Here is a 12,380-nt window from a genome sequence, read left to right as displayed (position 1 = left end):
TGGCGACAGTAGGCAAATCGCCGCCAGAGGAAAGGCAGCGCGCGGCGGGGTTGCATTTGTTCACGGAATGTTCAAGAATTTGGGCATGGAATTGCCTGTTGCCCCTCGCCTGATACCCGATCCGAAGTCTGAGATGATGCCCGGCCAGTTGTTGGCGCGCGGCGTGTCCCGCCATCTGGCGGGGCATGGCTTTGCCGTGATCGAAGAGTTTGTGCCCGAGCGGGGCCTGCGGGTGGATGTCATGGCGCTGGGCCCCAAAGGCGAGATGTGGGTGGTGGAGTGTAAATCCTCGCGCGCGGATTTCATGAGCGACGGCAAATGGCAGGGCTATCTGCCGTGGTGTGACCGCTATTTCTGGGCGGTGGATCAGGCATTTCCGACCGATTTGCTGCCAGAGGGGACGGGGCTGATCATCGCGGATGGCTATGACGCAGAGATATTGCGCATGGGGCCAGAGGATAAGCTGCCCGCCGCACGGCGGACCAAGCTGACGCGCAAGTTTGCCGTTCACGCTGCGCGCCGATTGCAGGGGTTGCGCGATCCCGGTGCAGGGCTGGACGGCTGGGGATAGCCGCGCCGCTGTCTGGTGGGGCTTGCCTGAAAGAGCCATTCCGGTCGACGATGGGGTGTCGCGGCACATCTCAGAAAGGATACGCTATGGAACTTGGGGCATTTTCGGTCAGCTTGTCGGTCAAGGACCTCGTCGTCTCACAGCGCTTTTACGAGGCGTTGGGCTTTGAACAGGTGTCAGGCGTGGCCGAAGAGGGCTGGGTGGTCTTGCGCAATGGGACCACAGTCATCGGCCTGTTTCAGGACATGTTCAAAGGCAATATGCTGACCTTCAACCCCGGCTGGCTGCGCGGGGGAGAGGCGCTGGACACGTTCACCGATATCCGAGAGATTCAGGCACAGTTGCGCGCTGAGGGGATCGAACCGGAAGAGCGTCTGGATGAGGGCGACATCGGCCCTGCCTACATGACGCTGGTGGACCCGGACGGGAACAAGATCTTTATCGATCAGCACGTTCCTGCGCCATCACGGGATTAGCGTTTGGGCTGGGCCCGGCGCGCAGTTGCGGCGGCGGCGCGCAGCTCTTCGGCGATTTCTTCGGCCTCTTCGGGTTCGAAATCCATCGGGATTTCCAGCCCATCGGCAAAGATGAACAGGCGGACCATGCCCTTTTCGGTGGGTCCGATCTGAAGGTTGGCTTCGATGTCGCGTTCGTCGTGGATGCTCATGTCACCAGTGCCTTGTTCGATATGTCTCTGAGGATCGAAGTCACCTAGCGGCGTGGGGCTTGATTTGCAAGCCGCGCGGGGGTTTCTTCGGCGCATGGATATTGACCTGAAACACCTTAGCCCCGGCGACATTGACTGGTTGGTGGAACAACACCGTCGACTGTATGCGCACGACGAAGGCTTTGACGAGACGTTTCCAGCGCTGGTGCGCCAGATTCTGGAGGATTTTGACGCGGATCACGATCAGACCGCCGAACGTGCCTTTATCGCGTGGGACGGGGCGCAGCGATTGGGCTGTATCTTTTGCGTGCGAGAGGATGAAGAGACGGCCAAACTGCGGCTGTTTTTCCTGATGCCAGAGGCGCGGGGCAAAGGGCTGGGTAAACGGCTGCTGGCGGAATGCATGGGGTTTGCGCGCGATTGTGGCTATCGCCGCATGGCGCTGTGGACACACGAAAGCCACCGCGCGGCCTGTGCGTTGTACCAGAAAACAGGCTGGCGGCTGGTACGTTCCACGCCAAAGGTAAGCTTCGGCGTGGAGGTGGTAGAGCAAGGTTGGGAGATTGACCTTTGAGGGGGGCGTTTACCGCTCTCCGGTGAATTTGGGCGCGCGTTTGTCCAGAAAGGCGGCGACGCCTTCGGCATAGTCGGGGTGTTCGCCGCAGGCCTTCATCAACTCGGCCTCCAGATCCAGTTGCGCGTCCAGAGTGTTTGTCGCCGCGGCGTCGATGGCCTGTTTGGTGCTGGCAAACCCAAAGGTTGGGCCCTCGGCGAATTGCGCCGCCAACTTGCGCGCCTCATCCATCAGCGCCTCATCCGGCAGAGCCTTCCAGATCAGCCCCCAGTCCTCGGCCTGTTGTGCGGGCAGCGGTTGGGCCGTCAGGGCAAGGCCCATTGCGCGGGCACGCCCCAGAATGTTGGTCAGGTGCCAGCTGCCGCCTGTGTCGGGGATCAGACCGACCTTGGCAAAGGATTGGATGAACTTGGCGCTTTGCCCGGCCAGAACCATGTCGCAGGCCAGCGCCACGCTGGACCCGGCCCCGGCGGCGACGCCATTGACCGCGCAGATCACCGGCATTTGCAGGGCGTGGAGTTGGCGCACCAGCGGCGCCCAGTAGCTGCGCACCGTTTCGCCCAGATCGGGAGGGCCATCCATCTTGCGCGGATCGCGGTCGCCCAGATCCTGACCTGCGCAAAAGCCGCGTCCCGCACCCGTTAGCAGGAGGGCGCGCTTGCCCTCTTCCGCCGCGCGAGTCAGCGCGGCGCGCAGGGCCAGATGCATGTCAGGGGTAAAGCTGTTCAGCCGGTCGGGCCGGTTCAGCGTGACCTCGGCCCAAGTGCCGTGATCCGTGTAAAGAATGGTGTCCGACATGTCTTCCCGCTCCTGAAATTGGTTGCTGCAACGGATGGCACGCCCTGATGGGATGATCAACGTAGCTGGGTCAGCGCGCCGGGGTGTCAGGTTTGTCCTTGGGCATACGCAAGGGGGCGCGCGTGCGGTCATTGCCGGCGGCGGCGACCTTGGCCGCCAGCCGGATGAATTCCGCTGTTTCCGCCTCATCCAGCCCGACCAGCAGGTTCTTTTGCATGGTCTCGACGATGGGGCGGATTTGGGCGACGCGCCTTTCGCCCTCTGGCGTCAGGACCAGTATCTTGGCCCGTCGGTCCAAAGGATTGGTGCGCCGCTCGATCAGCCCCTTGGCACACAGTCGTTCGATCACCCCTCCGATGGTGGCACGGTCATGGGCGATCAGCCCGGCCAGTGTCGCCTGATCAATATCGGGGTGTTCCTGCAACATGGTCAGGGCCGCAAATTGCGGTGAGGTCAGGTCAGATCCGGCCGCCCGCATCTGTTCGGCGAAGATCGACGAGGACAGTTGTTGCAGTCGGCGGATTAGGTGTCCGGGCATGTTGTAGATCGCGTGCATGACCACAGGGTAGGCCACCGGCCAAAAGTCGCAAGTACGCATATTGTCATCATGCTGCGCATTTGTATTTGGATGAGTTGCAGTTAAATGTGCGATATATTGCAGAATCACTAAAAACCACACCTGGGTAATGCACGAAATTGCATCTTTGAAAAATAAGGTGTACGCTTACCAAAGATGCGATTCCGCAGAGGGGTGGTGCGCCGGAACTGGGGTAAGCGGGTTGAGGAGGCCGCCCGGAACCGGTGCGTATCGGTCCTGTCTGCAAGGGCCGTGACGGGTGAGGCTGTCACGGCCTTGGTCTGGTCCGAGGATCAGGGCGAATAATAGCGCCGCCCAGCGGTGCGGGTGACAGGCAGGGAGGAGGCCACGTCATGAACGAGAACGCAGCATTATATTTTGTCGACCGCCATCTGGACGCGGGGCGCGCCGACAAGGTGGCCTTTCAGGAGGCGGATGGGGGCAAGCGTAGCCTGACTTTCAAACAGCTTGCAGAGGAAAGCGGGCGCTTCGCCGGGGCGCTGCATCGACATGGCGTGCGCCGCGAAGAGCGGGTCGCCATGATCGTGCAGGATCAGATCGAATGTCCGGTGATCTTTTGGGGCGCGCTCAAGGCCGGGGCGATCCCGGTGCCGTTGAACACGCTGCTGTCGGCGCCGGTGTACGATGTCATCCTGAACGACAGCCGCGCCTCTATTCTTGTGGTGTCGGAAAAGCTGTGGCCGACCGTGCAGCCGGTGATTGCCGACAACCCGTATCTGCGCGCGGTGCTGGTAATCGGGGAGGCCCCCGAGGGCACGGAAAGCTATCAGCGGTTTGTCGAGGGCGCGCAGATTTTGCCAGCGGTCGAGGCGCATGAGGATGAGATGGCATTCTGGCTGTACTCTTCCGGCTCTACCGGCCAGCCCAAGGGTGTGCGGCATGTGCATTCCAGCCTGAAGGCCACGGCAGACACTTTTGGCGCGCAGGTTCTGGGCATCCGCGAGGACGACATTGTCTTTTCCGTGGCCAAGATCTTTTTTGCCTACGGTCTTGGCAACGCGATGTCCTTTCCCCTGTCGGTTGGGGCAACGACGGTGCTGCTGTCGGGGCGGCCGACGCCAGAGGTGGTGTCGGGCATCCTCGAGACGCATCGTCCGACGCTGTTTTGTGGCGTGCCGACCTTTTACGCCGCGATGAACGCCGCCTTGGAAAAGACCGGCCTGCCGCAAGGGATGTCGGTGCGGCTATGCACCTCTGCCGGTGAGGCGCTGCCACGCGAGGTGGGCGAACGCTGGCACAGGCTGACCGGCACAGAGATTGTCGATGGTGTCGGCTCGACCGAGATGCTGCACATTTTCCTGTCCAATCGCCCCGGAGAGATTGTCTATGGCACCTCGGGCACGGCGGTTCCCGGTTATGAAGTGCGGCTGGTGGATGAGCACGATGAAGACGTCGGCGAGGGGGCGGTCGGTGAATTGCTAGTGCGCGGCCCATCGGCGGCGGACGGCTATTGGAATAAGCGGCACAAGTCGCGGTCCACGTTCGAGGGGCACTGGACCCGGACCGGCGATAAATACGAATGCACCGCAGACGGGCGCTATATCTACTGCGGGCGCACCGACGACATGTTCAAGGTGTCGGGCATATGGGTCAGCCCCTTTGAGGTTGAGCAGGCGCTTGTCGAACACCCCGCCGTGCTGGAGGCGGCGGTGGTCGCATGCGCCGACGACAAGGGGCTGGATAAGCCCAAGGCCTATGTCGTGCTGAATGAGGGCCAGGACGCCGCTGCGGTCGAAAACCTCAAGGAATTCGTCAAGGAGAAGATTGGCATGTGGAAATATCCCCGCTGGGTCGAGGTCGTGGATGACTTGCCCAAGACCGCGACGGGAAAGATTCAACGGTTCAAATTGAGGGCTCAAGTATGACGGTAGAGTGGACGGAAAACGGGCGGCTGACGGCGGGTGGCAAAACGCTGGAGTATGCCTGCTACGGGCCGACCCCGGAAAAGGCGCCGACATTGGTCCTATTGCACGAGGGGTTGGGGGCCGTGGCGCTGTGGCGCGACTTCCCGCAGGCGTTGGCGCGGGCGACCGGCTTTGGCGTTTTTGCATATTCGCGGGCGGGCTATGGTCAGTCGGACCCGGCGAACCTGCCGCGCCCCTTGGACTACATGACCCGAGAGGCGGTGGATGTGTTGCCGCAGGTGCTGGACGCGATCGGGTTTCAGCGCGGCGTCTTTGTCGGTCACAGCGACGGGGCGACCATCGCCGCGATCTATGCGGGCAGCGTGTCCGACCAGCGGGTGCGGGCGCTGGTGCTGATGGCACCGCATTTCTTTACCGAAGAGGCCGGGTTGGCTGAGATCGCCAAGGCGAAGACGCTTTATGAAACCGGCGAACTGCGGGACAAGATGGCGCGCTATCACCGGGACCCGGACAACACCTTTCGTGGATGGAACGACAGTTGGCTGCACCCCGGTTTCAAGGACTGGAACGTGGGGGATGTCATCGACTACCTGCGCATCCCGTCTTTGGCGGTGCAGGGGCGGGATGACCAGTACGGTACACTGGCGCAGATCGAAGAGCTGGACAGTCGCAGCTATGCGCCGGTCGAGACCCTTATCCTCGACGATTGTCGGCATTCCCCGCATCTGGACCGGCCAGAGCAGGTGGTGGCCGGGATCGCCGCGTTCTGTGCCCGGCTGGAGCGGATCGAAGCCGCCGAACCCGAAGTCGCGTGACCCAGGCGGATTGGTTCATCCCGGCGCAAGCCTATGTGCCGGGGCGCACCGCGCGTCCGCCTGAAGGGCTGTTTGACCCGATCCGCGCATCTGCGCAGCCGGGGATGACACCTGCGGATCTTGCGCACAGCGATGCGTTCCGCCACGGGCTATTTTACCTCGAACGCGGTTTCTACTGGGAGGCACATGAGGTGTTGGAGCCGGTCTGGATGGTGTTGCCTGAGGGCAGCGCCGAGAGGCGCTTTGTTCAGGCCTTGATCCAGACTGCCAACGGTCAGCTGAAACTGCGCATGGACCGTCCCAAGGCGGCCTTGCGTCTGTGCGCGATCGTCCGCGAACTGCTGCCTGAGGCGCGCGGTGTTCAGATCATGACGTTTGGCGCGGACCGGGTTCACGCTATGATCGATTCTATCGAAGTGATCGCGAGATGTGAATTATAATGCCTTTATTCCGCGATGTCGGCCCTGTAAGCCGCAAGAGCTTGTCAATGAAGGCGGGTTTATGTGCTTTATTGTGCATACATAAGTTTACTTACTTTCCCCTTTGATGTACGTTGACTGCAACTTCGCGACCAGGGAGGACCCGATGAGCAAGATGATCGATTTTCAAACAGACCCGTCCCGCTACCGCCATTGGCGTGTCGAATACGATGGTCCGGTGGCCAACCTGTTCATGGATGTGGATGAGGACGGTGGCCTGTTTGAGGGCTACAAACTGAAGCTGAACTCGTACGATCTTGGCGTCGACATCGAACTGAACGATGTGGTGCAGCGGATGCGGTTCGAGCACCCCGAGGTGAAGACGGTTGTCATGCAGTCTGGGAAGGCCGGCGTGTTTTGCGCAGGCGCGAACATCCGGATGCTGGGCGGGGCGGCGCACAGCCACAAGGTGAACTTCTGCAAGTTCACCAATGAGACCCGCAATGGCTACGAGGCCGCGGAAGAAGAGAGCGGCCAGAAATACATCGCGGCGGTAAAGGGGGCATGCGCCGGGGGCGGGTACGAATTGGCACTGGCATGCAACCACATCATGCTGACCGATGACAGCACGTCGTCCGTGGGTCTGCCTGAGGTGCCGCTGCTGGCGGTGCTGCCGGGCACCGGCGGGCTGACCCGCGTTACCGACAAGCGCAAGGTGCGCCGAGATCGGGCCGATATCTTCTGCTCGATCGAGGAGGGGATAAAGGGCAAGCGCGCCAAGGAATGGCGGCTGGTCGATGAGGTGATCCCGAATTCCAAATTTGATGACACCGTGGCCGAACGTGCCCGCGAATTTGCCACCGCGTCGAAGAAGGCTGACGTGGCTGAAGGGATCGCACTAGGGCCTTTGTCGCGCAACATCACCGAGGATGCGGTGACCTATTCGCTGGTCGAGGTCGAGCTTGACCGGGCAGGGCGCAAGGCGGTGATCACCCTGAAGGGCCCGGAAGAGGATGCGCCTGCCGACATGGATGCCTTTCAGGCGCAGGGCGATCAGGCTTATATGCTGCGCCTCTGCCGTGAGCTGGAGGATGCGATCCTGCATCTGCGGCTGAACGAGATGACGCTTGGCCTGTGGATTTTCCGCACGCAGGGCGACCCGGAGAAATTGGCCGCGCATGAGGCATTGTTGGCGAATAATGCCGATCATTGGCTGGCCAACGAGGTGCGCCAATACTGGAAGCGGACGCTGAAGCGGATTGACGTGACCTCACGCTCGCTGGCGGCCTTTATCGAACATGGCTCGTGCTTTGTTGGCGTGCTGGCGGAAATCCTCTTTGCGGTCGACCGCAGCTATATGATGGAAGATGAGTTCGAGGGCGACAATCGCCCTACGGCCACGCTGACCCTGACGGCGGACAACTTTGGTCCTTATCCGATGGGCAATGGCATCACCCGACTGCAAACCCGTTTTCTGGCGGAGCCGGAGCATGTCGAGGCGCTGAAAGACAAGATCGGCGAGGCGCTGGAGGCCGAAGAGGCGGATGAGCAGGGGCTTGTCACCATGATCCTAGACGACATCGACTGGGAGGACGAGGTACGCATCTTCATGGAGGAACGCGCGTCGTTCAGCCCGGACGCCATGACAGGGATGGAGGCGAACCTGCGCTTTGCCGGACCCGAGACCATGGAAACCCGCATCTTTGGCCGCCTGACCGCTTGGCAGAACTGGATCTTTATCCGTCCCAACGCTGTCGGCGCGGATGGCGCGCTGCAACGCTACGGCACCGGTATTCGGGGCGATTACAACATGGATCGCGTCTGACGCGCATCCGTGGTGGGTGCCAAACCCACCCTGCGGGCCCCGGCCGCGTGCCGGTCCCGTTGAACGCGACAGGGCGGGCAATGTCCCGCCACACCATAAGGGAGTGAGACATGCTCGATCTGATCAACGTAAGCTATGACACCCAGATCCCCAACAACGTGGGTCTGAGCTCGGACAAGAAGGTGCTGAAGGCGCTGGAAAAATGGCACCCCGGTTATATCGACTGGTGGAACAAACTGATCCCGCAGAACTTTCAGGAATCGATGGTCTATCTGCGTACTGCGGTCAGCGTGGACCCCAAAGGCTGGGCCAAGTTCGACTACGTCAAGATGCCGGAATACCGCTGGGGCGTGCTGCTGGCACCAGAGGTTGAGGGGCGCGTGATCCCATGTGGCGAGCACATGGGTGAACCGGCTTGGCAAGAAGTGCCGGGCGAATACCGCAACCTGATGAAGCGTCTGATCGTCATTCAGGGCGATACAGAGCCGGGCTCGGTTGAGCAGCAGCGCTTTCTGGGTCTGACCGCGCCGTCGCTGTACGACATGCGCAACCTGTTCCAGGTCAACGTCGAAGAGGGCCGTCACCTGTGGGCGATGGTCTACTTGCTGCAAAAGTACTTCGGTAAGGACGGTCGCGAAGAGGCGGACGATCTGCTGATCCGCTCGTCCGGGTCCGAAGAGGCGCCACGCATGCTGGGCGCATTCAATGAGGAAACGCCGGACTGGCTGTCGTTCTTCATGTTCACCTATTTCACCGACCGTGACGGTAAGATGCAGCTGGAATCGCTGGCGCAATCCGGCTTCGATCCGCTGAGCCGCACCTGCCGGTTCATGCTGACAGAAGAGGCACACCACATGTTCGTCGGTGAAACCGGCGTGGGCCGCACCATTCAGGCCACCTGCGAGGCGATGAACAAGGCGGGCATTACCGATCCCTATGACGTGAACAAGATCCGCGACCTGGGTGTGATCGACCTGCCGACCATTCAGAAAAAGCTGAACCTGCACTACACATTGTCGCTGGACTTGTTCGGTCAGGAAATCTCGACCAATGCGGCCAATGCGTTCAACGCGGGCATCAAGGGCCGATACATGGAAGGCCGGATCGACGACGACCACCAGCTTAAGAACGACACCTACAAGGTGCTGGATCTGGAGGACGGCAAGATCGTCGAAAAGGATGTGCCGGCCCTGACGGCGATCAACATGCGTCTGCGCGATGATTACGTCCGCGATGCCTCGGGTGGGGTCGGGCGCTGGAACAAGCTGATCGAAAAGACCGGGATCGAGTTTGCGCTAAAGCTGCCGCACCAGTCCTTCAACCGCCAGATCGGTGTGTTTGCGGGCCACAACTTTGATCCTGACGGCAATCATGTGTCGGGCGATGCCTTCGACAAAGGTCTGCCGAATTGGCTGCCGACCCACGCCGACGGTGATTTCATCCAGTCGCTGATGAAGCCGTGCTATGAACCGGGCAAATTCGCCAGCTGGATTGCGCCGCCGAAGGTGGGCATCGACAACAAACCGGGCGACTTTGAGTACGTCAAACTGCACATGGCCTGAAACAATTGGCCCGGCGCGGGGGGACAGGCCTGCGCCGGGCCGCACTGCCGGAGGAGGAAACGCGATGATCACCAAACGCAACGTAGGTCACGCCCCGCGTGTCACCGAGGTCGCCCGCGAACTGGGCGAAATGGGCTGCTGCATCGGGTGCGAGGACTGCCGCGGTCTGTGTCAGGCCCTGATAGAGGCATTCGCCCTTCCCGACGCTGTCCTGAACCGGGGTGCGCGATGAACCAGCCATTGAAACAGCACCTGATCGACCCCGAAATCTGCATCCGCTGCTATACCTGTGAAATGACCTGCCCGGTGGGCGCGATCGAACATGACGACAACAATGTCGTGGTCAACGCTGAGACCTGCAATTTCTGCATGGATTGCATTCCGGTCTGCCCGACAGGGTCGATTGACGAATGGCGGGTGGTCGACACGCCCTATTCGCTCGACGAGCAATATGAATGGACCGAGCTGCCCGAACAGGGCGAGGTCGCAGTTGCCGAGAGCGCAGATGCCGGCGTCGAAGGTGGCACAGACCCGGTCGCCGCCCTGTTGGCAGAGGCGCACAAGGGCGCGGGGGGCAAGGCAGTCGCGCCCGTGTCGGCCACAAAACCCACGGTGAACCTCTACAACCTTGGCAACCCGGTCGAGGCGGTGGTGCAGGGCAACTATCGCCTGACCGCTGAGGGGTCGGATTCCGACGTGCGCCACATCATCCTCGACTTTCAGGGCAAGCCGTTTCCGGCGCTCGAAGGCCAATCGCTTGGCATCATCGCCCCCGGCACTGATGACGAGGGCAAGGCGCATCTTCCCCGGCTCTATTCTGTGTCCAGCCCGCGAGACGGAGAGCGGGCAGGCTATCACAACGTCTCACTGACCGTGAAACGGGAAGAGGGCGGTATCTGTTCGACGTATGTCTGTGATCTGAAAAAGGGCGATACGGTGCAGGTGACCGGGCCATTTGGCGCGACCTTCCTGATGCCCAATGACCCGGACGCGCGGCTGTTGATGATCTGCACCGGCACCGGCTCTGCACCGATGCGGGCCTTTACCATGGCGCGCCAGCGGACGGTGGGCAAGAAGTCCGGCGGCATGGTCATGTTCTTTGGCGCGCGCACCCCGGAATCGCTGCCCTATTTCGGACCGCTCAACAAGGTGCCGTCCAGTGTGCTGCAAAAGCATCTGGTGTTCAGTCGGATGCCCGGACAGGAAAAGGAATATGTGCAGGACCGGATGCGCATCGAAGAGGACATCGTGGCCGACATGCTGCAGGACCCTGCGACGCATATCTACATCTGCGGGCTGAAAGAGATGGAGGAGGGGGTAGAGCGCGCCTTTACCAACATCGCCGAAAGCATCGGCCACCAGTGGCGCAATCTCCGCGATGTGTTGCGCGATGAGGGCCGCTATCACGTCGAGACATACTGAGATGGAGCCGCGTCCCGACACCGCCCACCGCCATGAGATCCGCGTGACATGGGGCGACTGCGATCCGGCGAAAATCGTCTACACCGGTCGTATCCCGTGGTTTGCGCTGGATGCGATCAACAGCTGGTGGGTTGAAAACCTGGGCGGGGACGGCTGGTTCCAGATGGAACTGGACCGCAATGTTGGCACGCCCTTTGTCCGGTTGGAGATGGATTTCCGTGCCCCCATCACACCGCGCTATCCGCTGGTTTGCCACGTCTGGCCGGTGCGACTGGGCGAGACCTCGATCACCTTCCGGGTGGATGGCATGCAGGACGGGGCGCTGTGTTTTTCGTCGCGGACTGTCAGCGTGTTCATTGATGCGGCGGCTTTTACCAAGCGCACGCCGCCCGATGACATGCGTGCGGTGATAGAGCGGCTTTTGCCCGGCGTGGAATGATCCGCGGTGGTAGGGCTGACGCGTCGGAATTCCGCCAAACAGGTGTGACCGTGGGGCTTGCGCTTGGATTTTGGCTTTGCTAGATAGCCCTACATTCGGCGCCGGACATTGCAGTTCGGCGCTCTGTGCCGCCTTAGCTCAGTTGGTTAGAGCGCTTGATTGTGGATCAAGAGGTCCCTGGTTCGAGACCAGGAGGTGGTACCACTCCCCCCCCCAAATGAATGCCGGACGTGTCCAGCACAGGTCATTCAACGTCCGTTTCATCCGCGTTGTTTTCGTTCAGATCGTCGGCAGCCTTTTCGAGGGCTTGCACCAGATCGGCTATGCGCTCTGCGCCCAAGCGTGCCTCTATCTCCGTGTAGATTTGGGCGCTTATCTGCCCTGCGTCTCGCAAGACCGTTTGACCTGTTGTGCTGATGCTGACCTGAGTGCGGCGGCGGTCCGTTGTGTCCGTGCGCAGGGTGATCAGATCCCGCGATTCCAAGGTCTTGAGGATGCGCGTCAGCGTAGGAGCCAGCACGCTGGCTGCACGGGCCAGATGTGTGGCGTCAATCTCACCTGCTTCTTGTACCACCCGCAAGACACGCCATTGTTGTTCGGTGACATCGATCCCGCGCAGCATCGGGCGGAATCGGTCCATGACGGCCTCGCGGGCGCGCAGCAGGGCGATGGGCAAGGTGCGCTGCGTATCGAATGGCGCAAAGTCATCGTGGCTGTGTTTGGTCGGGGCCAAGTATTTCTCCTGTTGACAGTCAGATTTGTATTTAACATGTTAATCGTCATTGGGAGGGCCGCAGGATGGCGCAACTTGCGACGGGCACGACT

Annotated in this window: 15 protein-coding genes and 1 tRNA gene; 12 read left to right on the top strand and 4 right to left on the bottom strand. The window is 61.2% G+C overall.

Annotation, left to right across the window (positions count from 1 at the left end; genetic code table 11):
- Positions 1-85: 85 nt before the first annotated feature.
- Together ANTHELSMS3_RS21405 and ANTHELSMS3_RS21400 are read left to right on the top strand one after the other, a co-directional pair.
- A complete protein-coding gene (locus ANTHELSMS3_RS21405) occupies positions 86-571 on the top strand; it encodes an MmcB family DNA repair protein (RefSeq protein WP_254694806.1) in 486 nt (161 codons plus the stop codon).
- 86 nt (positions 572-657) lie between these two features.
- Positions 658-1,047 carry a VOC family protein gene (locus tag ANTHELSMS3_RS21400; protein WP_094036644.1) on the top strand — a complete coding sequence of 130 codons (390 nt, stop codon included), beginning with the start codon at positions 658-660 and terminating at the stop codon, positions 1,045-1,047.
- Here the strand turns inward: ANTHELSMS3_RS21400 and ANTHELSMS3_RS21395 are convergent.
- Positions 1,044-1,238, bottom strand: a complete 195-nt coding sequence (locus ANTHELSMS3_RS21395; RefSeq protein WP_094036643.1) for a DUF6324 family protein — start codon at positions 1,236-1,238, stop codon at positions 1,044-1,046. The two genes, ANTHELSMS3_RS21400 and ANTHELSMS3_RS21395, sit on opposite strands and share 4 nt — an antisense overlap.
- A 94-nt stretch (positions 1,239-1,332) precedes the next feature.
- Here ANTHELSMS3_RS21395 and ANTHELSMS3_RS21390 point away from each other — a divergent pair, with 94 nt between their 5' ends.
- Positions 1,333-1,812 (top strand): GNAT family N-acetyltransferase, encoded by a 480-nt coding sequence (locus tag ANTHELSMS3_RS21390; RefSeq protein WP_094036642.1) that lies wholly within the window; start codon positions 1,333-1,335, stop codon positions 1,810-1,812.
- Positions 1,813-1,821: 9 nt separating this feature from the next.
- Here the strand turns inward: ANTHELSMS3_RS21390 and paaG are convergent, their stop codons facing one another.
- On the bottom strand, positions 1,822-2,610 hold the full coding sequence (gene paaG, locus ANTHELSMS3_RS21385) for a 2-(1,2-epoxy-1,2-dihydrophenyl)acetyl-CoA isomerase PaaG (protein ID WP_094036641.1): 789 nt from the start codon (positions 2,608-2,610) through the stop codon (positions 1,822-1,824).
- A gap of 70 nt (positions 2,611-2,680) precedes the next feature.
- A complete protein-coding gene (locus tag ANTHELSMS3_RS21380; RefSeq protein WP_254694805.1) occupies positions 2,681-3,208 on the bottom strand; it encodes a MarR family winged helix-turn-helix transcriptional regulator in 528 nt (175 codons plus the stop codon).
- A 332-nt stretch (positions 3,209-3,540) separates the two neighbouring features.
- Here ANTHELSMS3_RS21380 and ANTHELSMS3_RS21375 point away from each other — a divergent pair, with 332 nt between their 5' ends.
- The 9 genes from ANTHELSMS3_RS21375 to ANTHELSMS3_RS21340 all read left to right on the top strand — a co-directional run bounded on the left by ANTHELSMS3_RS21375 (position 3,541) and on the right by ANTHELSMS3_RS21340 (position 11,759).
- Positions 3,541-5,073 carry a benzoate-CoA ligase family protein gene (locus tag ANTHELSMS3_RS21375; RefSeq protein WP_094036640.1) on the top strand — a complete coding sequence of 511 codons (1,533 nt, stop codon included), beginning with the start codon at positions 3,541-3,543 and terminating at the stop codon, positions 5,071-5,073.
- Positions 5,070-5,888 (top strand): alpha/beta fold hydrolase, encoded by an 819-nt coding sequence (locus tag ANTHELSMS3_RS21370; RefSeq protein WP_094036639.1) that lies wholly within the window; start codon positions 5,070-5,072, stop codon positions 5,886-5,888. The genes ANTHELSMS3_RS21375 and ANTHELSMS3_RS21370 overlap by 4 nt, the downstream gene beginning before the upstream one ends.
- Positions 5,885-6,328, top strand: a complete 444-nt coding sequence (locus tag ANTHELSMS3_RS21365) for a DUF309 domain-containing protein (RefSeq protein WP_094036638.1) — start codon at positions 5,885-5,887, stop codon at positions 6,326-6,328. Before ANTHELSMS3_RS21370 ends, ANTHELSMS3_RS21365 begins: the two co-directional genes overlap by 4 nt.
- Positions 6,329-6,473: 145 nt before the next feature.
- Positions 6,474-8,132, top strand: coding sequence for a 2,3-epoxybenzoyl-CoA dihydrolase (boxC, locus tag ANTHELSMS3_RS21360; protein ID WP_094037286.1), 1,659 nt, complete (start codon positions 6,474-6,476; stop codon positions 8,130-8,132).
- A gap of 110 nt (positions 8,133-8,242) precedes the next feature.
- A complete protein-coding gene (gene boxB, locus ANTHELSMS3_RS21355) occupies positions 8,243-9,694 on the top strand; it encodes a benzoyl-CoA 2,3-epoxidase subunit BoxB (RefSeq protein WP_094036637.1) in 1,452 nt (483 codons plus the stop codon).
- 64 nt (positions 9,695-9,758) lie between these two features.
- Complete coding sequence (locus tag ANTHELSMS3_RS25850) at positions 9,759-9,926, top strand: hypothetical protein (protein WP_198319852.1); 168 nt, start codon at positions 9,759-9,761, stop codon at positions 9,924-9,926.
- Positions 9,923-11,116 (top strand): benzoyl-CoA 2,3-epoxidase subunit BoxA, encoded by a 1,194-nt coding sequence (boxA, locus tag ANTHELSMS3_RS21350; RefSeq protein ID WP_094036636.1) that lies wholly within the window; start codon positions 9,923-9,925, stop codon positions 11,114-11,116. The genes ANTHELSMS3_RS25850 and boxA overlap by 4 nt, the downstream gene beginning before the upstream one ends.
- A gap of 1 nt (position 11,117) precedes the next feature.
- Positions 11,118-11,555, top strand: a complete 438-nt coding sequence (locus tag ANTHELSMS3_RS21345) for an acyl-CoA thioesterase (RefSeq protein ID WP_094036635.1) — start codon at positions 11,118-11,120, stop codon at positions 11,553-11,555.
- Between the two features lie 127 nt (positions 11,556-11,682).
- A tRNA-His gene (locus tag ANTHELSMS3_RS21340) sits at positions 11,683-11,759 on the top strand.
- A 40-nt stretch (positions 11,760-11,799) separates the two neighbouring features.
- Here the strand turns inward: ANTHELSMS3_RS21340 and hpaR are convergent.
- Entirely contained in the window at positions 11,800-12,288 is a 489-nt protein-coding gene (gene hpaR / locus ANTHELSMS3_RS21335; protein ID WP_254694804.1) for a homoprotocatechuate degradation operon regulator HpaR, read from the bottom strand.
- Positions 12,289-12,380 lie beyond the last annotated feature (92 nt).

Origin of the sequence: Antarctobacter heliothermus, assembly GCF_002237555.1 — a bacterium.
Lineage (GTDB): Bacteria > Pseudomonadota > Alphaproteobacteria > Rhodobacterales > Rhodobacteraceae > Antarctobacter > Antarctobacter heliothermus_B.
This window is presented reverse-complemented; position numbering and strand designations above follow the sequence as displayed.